The following is a 16,596-nucleotide window of genomic DNA, read 5'->3' as shown; positions in this document are numbered from 1 at the left end:
CTTATTTTTTATAGTTAATCTTGCGATAATAGAACACTAGAGAGGCAATTAGTGCAAGAAAGAAAATCGGAGCTATTAAATTAAACAACTTCCAATAAAATGATTGCTCAGAAACTTTGCTTTTATCGAGCATTCGTAAAGTATAACTTCTGCTACGCAGATTCATCCAACCTTCATCATCGCAAAGATAATTAACAGCATTAACAATAAAGTCCTTATTACCAAAGGTGGTATTGGTCATTTCATCGAAACCTAGAGGCAACACTTTGGGGTTTGTCCCCTTAAAGCGCACTTTATTTTTAATGATATCGCCATCAGCTACAACTATCATTTTTGTTGGCTTACTAGATGTTAAAATTGGCAAATCAGAATTAATATTATTTGGCTTTAAACGATTCTCAAAAATTGATTTAAATACTCCTTTTTGCGCGATTGCTGTTGGCAAAAACGATTGTGTAAATTCTCTCCTATCAGGTTTCTGATTTACCAAAGCTAGAGTAATATAAACTGGAACTTGATCAACCTTTGAGTAACGCGAACTACGTAACAAAACACTTCTTTCTAGATCTAAATCGTTATTTACAGTATCAATAGTACTAACAAATTCGGATGTTACTACATTTAAATTTCGTGTTATAGAATGGTTGGGTTGCGGTATTAGCAAAGGGCTGTAAAGCCACGGAGCCGGTACTATACTTGGCTGTTGCCCGGGTTTTGCAATTGAAACAGGAATCATACCTGCTTGTATATCCTGAACAATAACAGGATTAATGCGAACCCCATATTTAAAAAGTTGATCGCTAATATTTATATCGCTCAATATACCCACAGCCTCACCAGACTTACGCAAACTATCAACAGTTATATTCACTGCATCAACCAACCACATTATGCGTCCACCATTCATTAAGTACTGATCAAGGATATACTTATCTAACTCTGAAAATCTCTCTTGAGGTTTAGCAATAATAACTGCTTTATACGGACTTAATATGTTTGGATCATCACCTAAAACCCCTCTATCTACTTCATAATTTTGCGATAACTGATCAGTTATATCCAATACATCTAATTCGTCCAACTCATCGTGACCTTCTAAAAATGCAATACGCATCTTCTCATCACTCGTAATTCTTCGAAAAGCATCTACAAATTTATATTCTAAGGTTTCTAGTGATTTATTTAAGTTTTCAGAACCAGAGAAGCCCTGAACATTTTCTAATAAATTTATCGGCAACTGTTTTCCATTATAGTAAACTACTGCAAAAGGATAAACCAAAGTGCGCGTATTTCGACCATCTTCGCCTGCCTCAAAAACTTGTTGAGGAGCCATCCCTAAACTTTCCATCTCGCTTAGGCGCTCCTTTTGTTCCTTCTTTGATCCTTCCATTGGATCGATAAAGCTATACTCAATATTACTCCCAGCATAAACTCTGAATTCATCTAACAACTCATTAGTTGCTCGCGATAAATTCTTAAACCCAACATTTAAATCTCCATGCAGGTAAACTTTTACATAAACAACCTCCTCTAAATCTTTGAGAAAATATTTTGTATTATCAGCAAGGGTATAACGCTTCTCGCTAGTTAAATCAACTCGAAAAAACCAATTGATTGCTATCATATTAATAACAATAGCAGCTCCAATAACTAGAATTAATTGAGATATATGTTGTGTTTTTTTACTTTTAAGCATCTGAACTATTGCATTTTTTAATTACCACTTTCGACTTAACAAAACAGTTTTTGATGCAAACAAAAAGACACCAATAACACTAAGGAAATAGATTATATCTCTAGAGTCAATTACTCCTCTACTTATGGATTGATAATGAGAATCGATACCCCAATTTAAAACTATGGATCTTAATTGATTGTTAGATACAACATCAGAAAGTGCATCAAAACCAAAGTAAAATACAAAACATAGTATTACGGAAGTTACAAAAGCGACCACCTGATTATCAGTAAGACTTGAACTAAATACACCGATGGCAACATAAATAGATGCCAAAAACAACAATCCTATATAAGAGCCATTTGTTCCGCCTGTATCAATATTTCCAACTGTACTTCCCAATTGATAAACACTAAAGTAGTAAATCAAAGTGGGTAATAAACTCACAATAATTAGAGTTAAACCGGCAAAGTACTTCGCCAAAACTATTTGCATTTCAGTTAACGGACGAGTAAATAACAACTCCATTGTTCCTATTCTTTTCTCATCGGCAAAAAGACGCATGGTAACAGCAGGCACTAAAAACAAGTACAACCAAGGTGCTAAGTAAAACAGAGAATCGAGACTAGCATACTCGCTAAATAAAATATTTAATTCTCCTGGAACAACCCACAGAAACAATCCGCTTAACATTAGAAAAACACCAACAACCAAATAGCCTGTTAAGGAACTAAAAAACGAAATAATTTCTTTTTTGTATAAACTCCACATAATTAGTTATTCTTCAATTCTTGAACCATTAGTTTTGCAGCTTTAGCACTACTTCCTGGTCTTCCCATAATTGTATGTAAATCGTTATAACTGATAAACATCTTTATTCTGTAATCCTGATTATGTAACAAATCTTTAAGTTCTGCTGTAACAGATTCGGTAGTATACTCATCCTGAATCAACTCTTTAACACCTTCCTTGTTTAGTACTAAGTTTACTAAGGATACAAACGGTATTTTCAGGATAAACTTCTTGATAAAAGCATAAAACCATTTACCTCCCCACATTTTATAACAAACTACCTGAGGACAATCTAAAAGTGCGGTTTCTAAGGTTGCTGTTCCTGAAGTTACTAAGGCAGCTTGCGAGTGCTGTACCAACTCATATGTTTGGTCAAATATTATACTAACATCTTTCCCTTTTACAAATTCTTGATAATGCTCCGCCGAAAACGAAGGTGCGCCAGCAATTACAAATTGATACTCAGGAAAAGACTCTACAACACTTAGCATTGTTGGCAAAATGTAGTTCAACTCTTGCTTACGCGAACCCGCCAACAAAGCTACCATAGGTTTATTACTTAAACCATTTCGCTTTGTAAATTCACCAACCGTTTCTGCTTTATTAGGTCGAGCATCAATGGCATCAAGAACAGGGTTACCAACATAGTTAATTGGTACATTATGCTTTTTATAAAACTCAGTTTCAAATGGAAGAATGGTGTACATTCTGTCCACATATTTTTTAATTTTACTTACTCTTCCTGTATTCCAAGCCCATATTTTTGGCGAGATGTAATAAAATACTTTTAAACCCATTTTATGGGCAAACTCGGCAATACGTAAATTAAAACCTGGATAATCAATAAGTATTAAAACATCAGGATTATAAGCTTCAATATCTGATTTACAATAACGAAGGTTGGCTTTTATTTTATCTAAATTACTAAGTACCTCTTTTATTCCCATAAAAGCAGTTTTAGAATAATGCATTGCCATCTCACCTCCTTCAGCTTGCATTAAATCACCTCCCCAGAAACGAAACTCGCACTCCGTATCTTCATTCTTTAATCCTTTCACTAGGTTTGAACCATGTAAATCTCCTGAAGCTTCTCCTGCTATTATATAATATCTCATTATTTCAATTAATCTAATTATCTACGGTACTATAGGTAGGTGTATGGGTTATAATGCAAAGCGTAAAACTATTACTGCAATTGCGTACAACAAAGTTGCTGTTACAATTCCTCTTGCTGCTAGTAATCGCTCCAATTTAATGGCTAATAAAAAAAACAAAAGGTTAGGAAGAACGCTAAGACTTAACAACTTTGTTAAACCATGCGCCTGGGTTAATTGACTCATAAATTCACCGTATTCCATATTATCTCCAAAACGGAAGTAAAATATTAGATATGTTGTAATTATTGGTAATATTAAGCCTATTAATAGTCCTATATATAATTTATTGCACTTACAGTTCATATGATAGATTTGTATTATTTAGTGTAGAATAGTCGGTTACATCAATATGGCAGGGAACTACAGAAGCCATATTATTATTTAAGAAAAATTCGTCTGTATCTTTTGCTTCTGGCTCTTCGTTTTTAAATTGCCCACTTAACCAATAATACTTCCTTCCTCGTGGATCCTGGCCTTCAACAAACTCTTCTTCCCACTTTCCTTTAGCCATCCTTGCCTTTTTAATGCCATCAAGTTTATCCGAATCCGGAATATTTACATTCAAGTATGTTCCCTTAGGTAAGCCCGATTTTATTACACTTGACAATACCGATTTAACAACTCGTTTACTTTCTGAAAAATCAGCATCGGCATCATAGCTACATAAAGAAAAACCAATAGAAGGAATTCCATTCATACACCCTTCACGAGCAGCTCCGAGCGTTCCTGAATAGTGAACACTTGCTGAGCTATTTGTTCCATGATTAATGCCAGAAACAACATAGTCAGGCTTCTCAGCCAACTGATAATGAATTGCCAATTTCACGCAATCAACTGGTGTACCATTAGTTTCGTAATAATGAACATCATCTCTAACTCCTAAATCTTTTATTTTAAGAGGTTCATTTACTGTGATGGCATGCGACATTCCTGAAAAAGATTTATCAGCAGATACAACAAAAACCTTCCCAAACTCCTTAACTGCATCTACTAATTCATTAATACCTTTGGCATTAATGCCATCATCATTACTAACTAAAATAACTGGTTTTTTATTGTTCATAATTAAATAAGAAGTGTGTAATAAAAGCGTAGAAAATAATAGTTAAACATTATTATTTAAACACTATTTTTTCAGTTTTCAAATATACAACACGTGCTACAATATTTACATATCCTATTCGCTTTTATAAAAAATTTAACTTTAAAGATAAAATTCAATCTTCTATTAAGGAAGTTGACTTCAAAATAGTTACTTTTGTTCTCCCAAAAATGAGCAATAATACTTTTCTCATAAAATAATAAAGTAAAACAAAGTTCCTTTTGTAATTACTAGGAACCAAAAAATATACAAATGCTAATTTCGTACAACTGGTTAAAGAACTATTTAGACATTAACATCGAAACTGATAAGGTTTCAAAAATCCTTACAGACATCGGTCTTGAAGTAGGTGGAATCGAAGAGGTTCAATCTATAAAAGGCGGATTAGAAGGTTTAGTTATTGGTAAAGTTCTTACTTGCGAGAAACATCCAAACGCTGATAAACTTAGTAAAACAACCGTTAACATTGGTACCGACGAAACTTTAGAAATAGTTTGTGGAGCACCAAACGTAAGAGCCGGCTTAACTGTGGTTGTTGCAACTGTGGGTACTACTCTTTATAGCGGTGATGAAAGCTTTGTTATTAAAAAATCGAAAATTAGAGGCGAATTATCACAAGGTATGCTTTGTGGAGCCGACGAAATTGGTGTTGGTGCTGCTGATGGCGGTATCATGGAACTGCCAGAAGAAGTTTCGGCAGGTACTTTAGCTAAAGATTTCTTTAATGTTGAGTCTGATATTATTATTGAAGTTGATTTAACACCAAACCGTGTTGATGCAGCTTCACATATTGGTACTGCTCGTGATTTAGCAGCGTACTTAAAATCGAACAACGAAGTAGCTGAAGTAAAATGGCCATCTGTTGATGATTTTAAAGTTGAAAATACTGATTACCCTGTTGAAGTTAGCGTTGAAAACACAACTGCTTGCCCTCGTTATGCAGGACTTACAATTAGTGGAGTTGAAGTAAAAGAATCACCTGACTGGTTAAAAAACAAATTATCAGTTATTGGCTTAACGCCGATTAACAATGTGGTTGATGTTACCAACTTTGTACTACACGAATTAGGTCAGCCTTTACATGCCTTTGATGGAGCTGAAATTAAAGGCGATAAAGTTGTAGTTAAAACCTTAAACGATAAAACAAAATTCACAACTCTTGATGGTATTGAAAGAGAATTATCAGATAATGATTTGATGATTTGCAATGCAGAAGAAGGAATGTGTATTGCGGGTGTTTTTGGCGGCGAAAAAAGTGGTGTTAAAGAATCAACAACTAAAATATTTTTAGAGAGTGCATACTTTAATCCTGTTTATGTTCGTAAAACAGCTAAACGCCATACTTTAAGTACAGATGCTTCTTTCCGTTTTGAGCGTGGTATCGATCCTAACATCACAATTTACGCTTTAAAGCGTGCAGCATTATTAATACAAGAAGTTGCTGGTGGTACCATCTCGTCTGAAATTACAGATATTTATCCTGAACCTATTAAAAACTTTGAGGTTGAGGTAAAATGGAAAAACATTGACCGCTTAATTGGAAAAAAATTAGGTGAAGAAAAAATAAAAAGCATTTTTGCTGCTTTAGATATGAATATTATCAAGGAAGATGAAGAAGCTGTTTTGCTTTCTATTCCTCCTTATAGAGTAGATGTACAACGTGATGTTGATGTTATTGAAGATATACTTCGTATTTACGGATACAATAATATTGAGATTCCACAAGCTGTTCACTCAACTTTAGTATACTCTGATAAGCCAGATAACCACAAAGTAGTGAATACTATTGCCAACCAATTGGTTTCGTTAGGATTTAACGAAATTATGAACAACTCACTTACAAAACCAAGTTTGTACGCTGAGTCAGAAACCTATCCTGAAAAGAATGTGGTAGCATTATTCAACCCATTGAGTTCAGATTTAGGCGGAATGCGCCAAACGCTTTTAATGGGTGGCTTAGAGTCGGCAAAACACAATATCAACCGCAGAAAAGGCGATCTTAAATTATTCGAATTCGGTAATTGTTATTTCTTAAATCCGGAAGGCGAAAAAGGTTCGTTAGAGAAGTTTAGAGAAGAACAACATTTAGGTATTTTCTTAACAGGAAATATGATTCCGGCAAGTTGGAATAGCCAAGAACGCAAAGTATCATTTGCTGATATTAGAGGTGTTGTAAACAATATATTAGAGCGATTAAATATTGGCGAAGCTCAATTAAGCGAGCAAGATGCTAACAATGATTTATTTGCAGAGGGCATCAATATTAGCACTAAAAACAAAATTAGTTTAGTTGATTTTGGTTTAGTAAGTTCAAAAGTTGCTCAGTCGCTTGAAGTTAAAGAATCGGTTTATTTTGCAGAATTTAACTGGGATAACTTATTAAAAATAGCTGGCCGTCAGAATGTATTATTTACTGATATCCCTAAATTCCCAGAGGTTAGCAGAGATTTAGCATTACTAATTGATAAGTCAGTTAATTTTGGCGAGATTAAAGCTGTAATGCAAAAAACAGAAAAGAAGCTTTTAAAGAAAGTATCTCTATTTGATATTTACGAAGGCAAAAATTTACCTGCCGATAAAAAATCATATGCCGTTAACTTCATTCTACAAGATGAAAACAAAACCCTTACCGATAAACAAATCGATAAGATTATGAATAGCATGATTAAAAACCTAGAGCGTGAAGTAAACGCTCAATTAAGAGGATAATCAAAAAATAACATATATCGTAAAAGAGGCTGTCTCAGAATGAGACGGCCTCTTCTTTTTAGTTACAAATTCGTAAGCTAACTCCAACTTAAAAACACAAAAACATTCCTTAAACTCAATATTTCACCTTGAAATTAATAACATCAAAGTTTCTTTACCAAGTCAACTTACAAATTGAAAGTTTGTTGTCTGAAAAATTCAGTTGTGAGACAGCCTCTTTTTTCCTCATTAGCTTAAGTAAAGCTACCTTATCGCATTATATATGAAAACGTACATTGACGATAAAACAATCTCAATCCATAGTAAACTCTAGTTGAGTATGAGTCGTATCCAATGATGGTATAATCTATTCCTCTTTTCAGGGTATGTTTTTCACTTAAGGATTACTATTATTATTCTACGATTAAGCATATACTCTCCCTTTAAATAAGTAACTGTTTTCAGGAAGTGTATTTCTATTTTCAGATCACAATAAATTTATGATTAATTCTAAAATAATAATTCTCTCACTATTTTTTGATTAAAGTACTTATTTCACTTTTGTTATATTTGCTGCACATTTTAATTCAGATACATGTATACTGCAAAATATTTACAAAATTTTATTAAAAATGTATTCCTAGCCATGGGTAGTACTAATAACGATGCTAGTTTAGCAGCTGAAGTTCTTATTTCTGCTGATTTACGTGGAGTTGACTCTCATGGCGTTGCAAGGTTAAGTGGCTATGTTCGCTTATGGGAAAAGGGTCGCTTAAATGCAACACCTAATGTGAAAATAGTTCACGAAACTCCCAGTACTGCCGTTATTGATGGTGACCTAGGAGCAGGTTTAATGGTGGCTCCAAAGGCTATGAAAATTGCCATGGAAAAAGCGAAGCTTGCTGGTACCGGTTGGGTTGCTGTTAAAAACTCAAATCATTATGGTATCGCCGGATACCACTCTATGATGGCTGCTGAGGAAGATATGATTGGATGGAGTATGACTAATGCAAGCGCTCTGGTTTCTCCTACCTTCTCAAAAAGTAAATTTTTAGGAACCAATCCTATTTCGGTTGCAATTCCGGCCGATAAGGAACCTCCTGTTGTTATTGATATGGCAACTACACCTGTGGCTAATGGTAAGTTAGAAGTTTTGCAGCGTAAAGGCGAGAGTATACCCGAAGGTTGGGCTCAAGATGAAAACGGAAACCCATCAACAGATGCTGCCATTCTTAAAAAAGGAGGTGCAATGTTGCCTTTGGGAAGCGATAGAGTGCATGGAAGTCACAAAGGGTATTGCTTAGGTTCTTTGGTAGATATTTTATCGGCTGTTTTACCAGGAGCGAACTACGGACCATGGGTTCCGCCTTTTGTTGCTTATGCCCCATTACCTGAAAACCCAGTTGGTGAAGGTATAGGACACTTTTTAGGAGCTATGCGTGTGGATGCATTTAGACCTGCTGACGAATTTAAATCACATATGGACAATTGGATAACTACTTTCCGAAATGCTGTTCCTAGCGAAGGACATGATCAAGTATTGGTTCCTGGTGACCCTGAAAGAGCCATTACCGCAGAGCGACTTAAAAATGGCATTGACCTTCTTCCCCCGGTAGTAGAGGATTTAAAGAGTTTGGCTGAAAAATTCAAGCTAAGCTTTGAATAAAACAGTATTGTAAGAAAGCTTGTTATTCAACCAACAAGCTTTCTTACTTTTCCATTAATTGATTATAGAGAATTCATTTATTTTATTCTGGCACAGAGAATCCATACTTCATCCATATTGATTTAGCTAGTGGAGATTGCAAATATTTATACAGCAACTGGGCGTTACTTTTATCGCTAATTACAGATGCTATATTTTGAATTGCAGGATGTGATCCATCCGCAAAATCGGCAACAATTTTAACCTTTGAAGATTTTAAGGCATCGGTTTTATATACAATCCCGTAAGGGACTTCGCCCAATTCAACAACCATTAAAGCCGATCGTACATCTTTTGCAGGCAACATCTTAGGCTTTATTGTAGTGTACCATCCATAATGTTTTAACGCTGCAACAGCATACTTACCTGCTGGAACATGACTTGGATCTCCTATCGAAAAATAATCATCTGCTAGTATATCACTCCAAATAATTGCTGAATCTATATCAACACTAGTTTTACTATTTATAGGCTGAATAAGAGATAACTTATTACCTGCAACCATCGTTTTTTGTTGATCAACAACGTAGCCTAAACTATCAATATAATCGGCCCACCTTTTACTTGCAGATATATATAAATCCGGTTCTCCTCCTTGTTCTATCTGGCGGGCAAGTGTTCCGCTTGAGGCTAAATTAAGCTTTACTTCCACTCCGTTTGTAATAAAAAAAGAATCGCAAATTTCAGTTAAAGCATCAGTTAATCCAGCGCCTGCAAAAACAACTAATCTATTTTTAGCATCCTTTTTAGTATTGTTGACACATGAACAAAGTACTATTGCAATTACAACTATTATTATTTTAATATCTCTCATCTTAATATCCTCTTTATTTGTTAGATTTTTATTACAGTCTAAATTGTAGAGCTGTTCCTATATAGTTTCCTAAGTTTGGCGATGTTGTACCATCCTGTATAATATAATGGAGAGCTAATTTAAGTTTATCTTTACTTAGGTACCAATTTAACCCCATATCTAATGAATTGTCATCACCAATAAACTTATATACAGATTTACTTCCACTTGCATCATAAGAATCATAACACACCACCGCTTCAATATATTTATTGGCAATAATAAAGTTATACGAAGCTCTTGCATACCATGTTATCGCATCTATTTTTTGCTTAGCTTGATCCTCTCGTTTCATAGCAAAACATTCTCCTTCTATACGAATGCCTTTGTAACAAACTAACAAATCGGCACCATAAGTGTAAGATGTTTTAAACAAAACAGAATCACAAAGTTTACCATTTTGCTGACTAGAACCTCCTAGTCCGATTGAAATACTTTTGGTTTTTCGCCAATTATTAGCGGGCACCATATAACTATATTTCGACTGTTCTCCATCTCCAATAGTTAAAACCGCCCTACCTGTAAATAATTTATTCCCGTAATTACTGCATGAGTAGGCACTTGGTTCATATACCCCTGTACGATAACTAATGGCGCATTTATTAAAGTTTTTAATACCACCTAGGGCAATTCCACTTTCAATACCATTACCCTTTCCACTAACAAAATGACGCAAATAATAGTTTGACCTAGTTTTATCTAAACTTGCGACATTCCATGGAGAGTTTGTAAATTCACGGCTAACACCTGTCCAAAAATATCCCATATGAATATTCAAAAGGTTTTTATCTGATAACGGTTTTATTGTAAAGTAACCATTCCATACCGATATCCCATTGTAAGAACCCTTAACAGCAGTATATACATCTTCACCAACCCTATCGGCACTGAATCTGAATATATAATTTAACCATGGTGTAGGATTTCCCTTTGCTCCAATTCTAACTCTTCTAAACATCGCATCTGATCGATCATACACTTCCTCCCCTGATTGTTTCTCGTTCATACTATATACATACCAAAACTCAAGATCGAGCACTGGTTGAAATAACTTATTCTTATCTAATTTAATAAATGGGTTTATTTCGTTCTCTTCTTCTGCAGCTCGCGCAACCTGAAATGTTATTATTAATAGGAAAATTAATATTGCATTGTACTTCATAAGCTTTATTCTAAAAAATGAATAACGGTAATTAAAATTTAAAAATGTTGACGGATTGGGTTTATACTACAAAAATCGCTCATCTGATCTAACTGTCTCACAGCACGAACCTTTTGATTTATCGAGCCAACCTAAAGAAACATTATAACGATTATCCATTTCTCCGAAGAAAGGTTTAATGTCAATTAACGGACTACCATCTAACATATCTACATCTTCAATATGAATTCGGTTGCCCTCAATATTTTTGAGTTTTACCGTTGATAAACCAATTGGATTTGGTCGAATAGGAGATCGTGTGGCAAAAATTCCACGAGGGACACTATCCATAAATGGTGTTACCTTTAATTCACACTTTTCTACTTTATGCAGATGATACAAAAGAGTTAAATGCGAAAAGCCATCTAAATCACTTAAGCCTTCAATAAGCTCTTCTTGTAATTCAATAAACCCACCTATGCCTTTCGCACCATTGGGCTGAATTGGCATATCGGATAGTGTTTTATGCGGCGTATGAATAGTTCCAATCGCCACGAAACTAATAGTGTTCATATATGATTATTTTTTAGATTACTGAATTGCATTATTCATAGAAATGAATAACGGTTTTTAAAAAAAATGACAACCTAGATGCTCTACTATCTGCTTATTTAAAGCTTCTTGTGATGCCGCAATCTGCTTATAAACAGCCAAAGCATTCTCACCAGATTTAGTTAAGTAGGCTCCTCCGCCATTTGAACCTCCTCTTTTTCGTATCACCAATGGAAGAGGTGACATTTCGTTCATCTCTTTTATAAATGACCATGCCTGCTGATATGACATCTTCATTTCCTTAGTAGCTGCATTAATTGACCCCAGATCTCCGATAAGTTTTAATAATCGTATTCTCTTCTCATTTAAAAATAGAACACCATTTTTATCAATCTCGAGTTTTGTATTTATACTAAAAGGCTGTTTCATACTTAGGGTGTGTTATAAAACCTATGCCAAACAATACAATCCAATACTAATCAAGCAGATGGACATATTATCACTAAGTATTTCCTACAGAATGGAAACATAATTACCTATTTTTCGACAAAAATGTAGACTGATAAATAAAATTGACGTAAATTGAATGGAATCAAACTAAACTTTTCTAATATTCAGACCTTTATAGGTAATAATCATTTGAATTAGAATACGTCATGAAGCAATTTAATAAAGAAGATAAGATTCGAGAACTACTAAAAGCATTTGAAGCTACAGATGAGTTTTATGCTAAATTTAGAACTAAATTTAAATTAGAGATGCTTATGTTGTTTCATAAGTATCACCCTAATAGTAAAGAAGATGATATTGCTGAAGAAATTATTGAGACCTTTGCAAATCAAATTATTTCCACCTCTGAATCAGTACTCGATAAGGATAATAACTATCCTGATTACAGAAAAAAGGAAGAACTAATAGGAGTAGAAAGGGTGGTAAAAAAGATTAAAGCTCTTGAAGGAGTTTCTGAATTCATCGAGCTAAGTCATGCCAAAGCCAAAGAATTAATTGTTGAGTTTTATCCCTCAATTATAAATTTAAGCGGAGATGGTTTTAGACTGTTAGATCAATATGTGAAAATGCACCACGCATCATTCGTAGTCAATATAAAAAATAGAGATAATTACAGAGACGAAGAATAATTAAAAGTTTCTTTGATTCATAAATGCAGGGTTATTAGTATTATAATTACTTATGCTAAATCCTGCTTCAACACGAAATGAATCAGAGAATTTATATCCCACAAAGGTTTCTCCGGTTATATTGTTATAGGCATTTCTTCTATCATTTGGTAACGATGTTTCTACATTTGCATAATTCATATATCCTGCTCCTCCTACATAAAGCTTATCGTTAACCAAATAGGTTCCTCTGGCATAAACCCCCATGTCTATTATAGTTTGATCCGCACTTGTATTGTTGTAGTATGGCACATTAAAAGCCTGCGTTCTGCCCAAATAAACCCCTCCGTCTACAATCCACTTTTTACTTGGCTGAAATACCATATGCGGAGATACATAAGTATTGAATCCGTAAAAACCATCGAAATTAGTAAAAGCACTTGTACCCAATTCATAACTCACTTTGGGTTGTATATTATAAACTAGTTCCAAAGAATCTAGTTGAAGCATAATATCGCTACCATGATCAATATTCTGCATTGCAATATTATCTTGTGCTTTAACGCAAAAAGATGTTGAAACAATGGCAAATAAAAGGAGAAGAATACGCATAATACTACATTTTAGTAGACTTAGATAACAATAATTATTCCAAATTTAGAGGCTCTAAGGACGTTCGGAAAATAAAACTCCCCGAAGTTTTACGTGAGTCGAAAAGTTCACCATTGTATACCATTTGTCCTTTTAAAAATACGAAATCGCACCTACCTTTTAATTTGTATTCATTATGATTTGCTTCTGCTGATGGCAAGGTACAATATAAATTCCTATCGAAATCAGGATTCCAAACCACTATATCTGCATCTGATCCAATTGCTAAAATACCTTTTTGAGGATATACACCCATAAGTTTTGCAGGCAGAGTTGAAGTAATATTACTCAACTTTTGTATACTAATTTGCTTTTGATTAACCCCAGAAGTAAAAAGAACACTTTGATAATTTCTTAAATAATGATACCTATCTGGCCTATTGTAAACCAACTCGCTCGAAACATCATTAGAGCTTTGTAAATTAAATGGAGGACTAGCAATTATAAATCTATTTGAGTTTATAATTTGCCAAACAGCCTCTTCACTCAGAAATGTTAACTTATTAGTTGCGTCTTTAAATAGATAATTTCTATTTGAAAGGCCATTTACTTTTTGAGTTTCTCCGATATTGAATGGAAGAATTAAACTTCCATAAAAATCTGCTTTTCGCTCAATACCTCCGTAAATAAGGTTATACTCTTCTACAAATAATATATTGGTAAACATTATTGAGCAACCATATGAAACACCTACATTGATAAGCATATTCAATGTTTGAAAATGATCCTCAATGGTTTTAGTACTGTATAACTCTGAAGACTTCTCTTCTTTTTTGTGGTTGATACTTAAATCGCAAACCAACAAAAGGTCGTTATTTAAAATACCAGATAGTATATTTTGTATAACTTCTTCAGAAACTGCATAAAGGCTACCTATGTTTATGGTTAAACTACTTATACCTTCGTGCAAGTAACTATTATCAATAATATCTGTTGTTATGTTTTTGAGCTTATTAAACTTTAAATGAAAACTAAAATCAATACTATTCTGGCTACCACGTTTTTTAGCTGCTTCAATATTTTTTTGGTAATCTTTTTTAGGATTATCTTCAATTGAATCAATCATCATGGTTGTTCCATTATACATCTGTGCTTGATTCAACCTTAAGATTTCTTCAGTATCTGATTGACATTTGATAAGTTCGAGAAAACTTCTATTGATATCTATAATACCAGGCATTATGTATTTATCTGATGCATCAATAACCGGCGTTTCTGAAGTTGGTCGTTTTAAACTAGGGGCAATTTCTAATATTTTATTACCACCTACCAAAATATCTTCCTTTTTAATAGAATGAGGACTAACAACAAAACCGTTTTTTAATAGCAGATAGTTCATATATAGATATTCTTAGACAACTCAATTTAGCGTTTTCACATCTTTATACAAAACAATAACTCTATTTACTTTCGTGCACTCAATCTAATTAATAGTTTTGCAGCAGAATTAAACTAATTAGAACTATTATTTATAATGTGGTGGATCTTAGCCTTAGTATCAGCGCTGTTTTTAGGTGTATACGATGTAGTAAAAAAAGTATCATTAAATAATAATGCTGTATTTCCCATATTATTATTCAGCTCAATAAGCAGTTCGCTCCTATTTATCCCACTTTTATATTTTTCCAAATCTGGTTTGTTAAACGAATCTAGTTTATTTTATATTCCCACAATAAGTACCACTGAGCATTTAATGCTATTACTAAAATCAGTGATTGTGGTTGGATCATGGAGTTTTTCATTTTTTGCATTAAAACACTTACCCCTTACCATTGTAGCACCAATAAGAGCTACAGGGCCTTTATGGACTTTGATAGGAGCAATCATTATTTTTAATGAACGCCTAAGTCCACTTCAGTGGATAGGTATTATTATAACTCTGGGGTTCTTTTACCTTTTCTCTATAGCAGGTAAAACAGAAGGCATCAATTTTAAACGTAACAAATGGATTTTATTTATAATAATAGGAACCTTATTAGGTGCTGTAAGTGGTTTATACGATAAATTTTTACTTCAAAAAATTAACCGAATGGCCGTACAGTGCTATTTTACGTTCTACCAAGTAGCCCTTATGATTCCTATTGTACTAATTATTTGGTTACCTCAAAAAGGCAAAACTACCCCCTTCAAGTGGAGATGGAGCATCCCATTAATTGGTATTTTCTTAATAATAGCTGATTTTTTCTATTTTTATGCTTTACACATTCCTGATAGTATGATTTCAGTAATATCAGCTTTACGCAGAGGAGGTGTTATTATAGCGTTTACATTTGCCGCCATCTTCTTTAATGAAAAGAACATTAAAGTAAAAGCGCTTTATTTATTAGGTATACTTATTGGTATCACATTACTCATTTTTGGAACTAAATAATGAAAAGAACCGATTTATCGAAATACAATAATAGTTGGTATAAACCCGGAAACATTATTATGCGTACCCTTTGGTATTGGACAAATGCCTTGGTATTCAATCATTCATTAATTCCGATATCGGGTATAAAAGTATTTCTGCTAAAGTGTTTTGGGGCGCACATAGGCAAAGGTGTAGTAATTAAACCCAGTGTGAATATTAAATACCCTTGGAAACTTTCAATTGGTGAAAATACTTGGATAGGAGAACAGGTGTGGATAGATAATTTAGATACAGTGAAGATTGGTGCTAATTGTTGCTTATCACAAGGTGTTCTTTTACTCTGCGGAAACCATAATTACACTAAAGAAACCTTTGACTTAATGATCGGTCCCATTACCCTGGAAGATGGCGTATGGATAGGCGCAAAATCTATTGTAACAGCTAACACACATTGCAAAACACATTCGGTATTGGCAATTAATTCTGTGGCCTCCAATAATCTTGAAGCTTTTTCAATTTATCGAGGTAATCCTGCCATTAAAGTAAAAGATCGAGTAATGAACTAAGCACATCAACGGCCAACATTACATTAATTTAAAAATTAGGCATAAAAAAACATGAACTTGCAAGCAAATTCATGTTCTTCTACTATTTTACACTACACTATGAAAATTAACCCTTGTTTTATTGTCATTGTAAAAGTATGCATCTTATAAATAGTACAGGGTTAAGGGCGGGTTAAAGTGAGTTAAGGATTAGTTAAAGTGTAATTGCAGGCATTATAAAACTCTATATTTGTATAGGTA

Annotated in this window: 16 protein-coding genes; 5 read left to right on the top strand and 11 right to left on the bottom strand. The window is 33.8% G+C overall.

What is annotated here, in order from left to right:
- Window position 1: 1 nt before the first annotated feature.
- The 5 genes from gldG to surE are packed head-to-tail and all read right to left on the bottom strand — an operon-like array spanning window position 2 to window position 4,690.
- Window positions 2-1,696: a gliding motility-associated ABC transporter substrate-binding protein GldG gene (gene gldG, locus A8B35_RS00645; RefSeq protein WP_075601659.1), complete on the bottom strand. Its 1,695-nt coding sequence runs from the start codon at window positions 1,694-1,696 to the stop codon at window positions 2-4.
- 21 nt (window positions 1,697-1,717) lie between these two features.
- Entirely contained in the window at window positions 1,718-2,449 is a 732-nt protein-coding gene (gene gldF / locus A8B35_RS23130; protein WP_075601658.1) for a gliding motility-associated ABC transporter permease subunit GldF, read from the bottom strand.
- Between the two features lie 2 nt (window positions 2,450-2,451).
- Window positions 2,452-3,585, bottom strand: a complete 1,134-nt coding sequence (lpxB, locus tag A8B35_RS00635; protein WP_075601657.1) for a lipid-A-disaccharide synthase — start codon at window positions 3,583-3,585, stop codon at window positions 2,452-2,454.
- Between the two features lie 48 nt (window positions 3,586-3,633).
- Window positions 3,634-3,930: a hypothetical protein gene (locus A8B35_RS00630; RefSeq protein ID WP_075601656.1), complete on the bottom strand. Its 297-nt coding sequence runs from the start codon at window positions 3,928-3,930 to the stop codon at window positions 3,634-3,636.
- Entirely contained in the window at window positions 3,920-4,690 is a 771-nt protein-coding gene (gene surE / locus A8B35_RS00625) for a 5'/3'-nucleotidase SurE (RefSeq protein ID WP_075601655.1), read from the bottom strand. Before surE ends, A8B35_RS00630 begins: the two co-directional genes overlap by 11 nt.
- Window positions 4,691-4,981: 291 nt before the next feature.
- Here surE and pheT point away from each other — a divergent pair, with 291 nt between their 5' ends.
- Together pheT and A8B35_RS00615 are read left to right on the top strand one after the other, a co-directional pair.
- Window positions 4,982-7,438, top strand: a complete 2,457-nt coding sequence (gene pheT / locus A8B35_RS00620) for a phenylalanine--tRNA ligase subunit beta (RefSeq protein WP_075601654.1) — start codon at window positions 4,982-4,984, stop codon at window positions 7,436-7,438.
- A 574-nt stretch (window positions 7,439-8,012) separates the two neighbouring features.
- Window positions 8,013-9,083 carry an Ldh family oxidoreductase gene (locus A8B35_RS00615; RefSeq protein WP_075601653.1) on the top strand — a complete coding sequence of 357 codons (1,071 nt, stop codon included), beginning with the start codon at window positions 8,013-8,015 and terminating at the stop codon, window positions 9,081-9,083.
- Window positions 9,084-9,165: 82 nt separating this feature from the next.
- On the opposite strand, the gene modA is transcribed toward A8B35_RS00615, so the two are convergent.
- The 4 genes from modA to A8B35_RS00595 form a co-directional block, all read right to left on the bottom strand.
- The gene (gene modA, locus A8B35_RS00610; protein WP_075601652.1) at window positions 9,166-9,936 is read right to left on the bottom strand and encodes a molybdate ABC transporter substrate-binding protein; all 771 of its coding nucleotides are present in this window, start codon (window positions 9,934-9,936) and stop codon (window positions 9,166-9,168) included.
- Window positions 9,937-9,967: 31 nt separating this feature from the next.
- Window positions 9,968-11,137: a porin gene (locus A8B35_RS00605; RefSeq protein WP_075601651.1), complete on the bottom strand. Its 1,170-nt coding sequence runs from the start codon at window positions 11,135-11,137 to the stop codon at window positions 9,968-9,970.
- Window positions 11,138-11,203: 66 nt separating this feature from the next.
- Complete coding sequence (gene tsaA / locus A8B35_RS00600) at window positions 11,204-11,689, bottom strand: tRNA (N6-threonylcarbamoyladenosine(37)-N6)-methyltransferase TrmO (RefSeq protein WP_075601650.1); 486 nt, start codon at window positions 11,687-11,689, stop codon at window positions 11,204-11,206.
- Between the two features lie 57 nt (window positions 11,690-11,746).
- A complete protein-coding gene (locus A8B35_RS00595) occupies window positions 11,747-12,097 on the bottom strand; it encodes a winged helix-turn-helix domain-containing protein (RefSeq protein WP_075601649.1) in 351 nt (116 codons plus the stop codon).
- Window positions 12,098-12,324: 227 nt separating this feature from the next.
- Between A8B35_RS00595 and A8B35_RS00590 the strand changes: the two genes are divergently transcribed.
- On the top strand, window positions 12,325-12,807 hold the full coding sequence (locus A8B35_RS00590) for a hypothetical protein (protein WP_075601648.1): 483 nt from the start codon (window positions 12,325-12,327) through the stop codon (window positions 12,805-12,807).
- Here the strand turns inward: A8B35_RS00590 and A8B35_RS00585 are convergent, their stop codons facing one another.
- Both A8B35_RS00585 and A8B35_RS00580 read right to left on the bottom strand, forming a co-directional pair.
- Window positions 12,808-13,398, bottom strand: coding sequence for a hypothetical protein (locus A8B35_RS00585; protein ID WP_075601647.1), 591 nt, complete (start codon window positions 13,396-13,398; stop codon window positions 12,808-12,810).
- 34 nt (window positions 13,399-13,432) lie between these two features.
- Window positions 13,433-14,776, bottom strand: coding sequence for an amidohydrolase family protein (locus A8B35_RS00580; protein ID WP_075601646.1), 1,344 nt, complete (start codon window positions 14,774-14,776; stop codon window positions 13,433-13,435).
- Window positions 14,777-14,911: 135 nt separating this feature from the next.
- On the opposite strand from A8B35_RS00580, the gene A8B35_RS00575 reads away from it, so the two are divergent.
- On the top strand, window positions 14,912-15,808 hold the full coding sequence (locus A8B35_RS00575; RefSeq protein ID WP_075601645.1) for a DMT family transporter: 897 nt from the start codon (window positions 14,912-14,914) through the stop codon (window positions 15,806-15,808).
- Window positions 15,808-16,356, top strand: a complete 549-nt coding sequence (locus tag A8B35_RS00570; protein ID WP_075601644.1) for a WcaF family extracellular polysaccharide biosynthesis acetyltransferase — start codon at window positions 15,808-15,810, stop codon at window positions 16,354-16,356. The genes A8B35_RS00575 and A8B35_RS00570 overlap by 1 nt, the downstream gene beginning before the upstream one ends.
- Window positions 16,357-16,596 lie beyond the last annotated feature (240 nt).

Source organism: Saccharicrinis aurantiacus (assembly GCF_001660705.2).
Lineage (GTDB): Bacteria > Bacteroidota > Bacteroidia > Bacteroidales > Marinilabiliaceae > Saccharicrinis > Saccharicrinis aurantiacus.
This window is presented reverse-complemented; position numbering and strand designations above follow the sequence as displayed.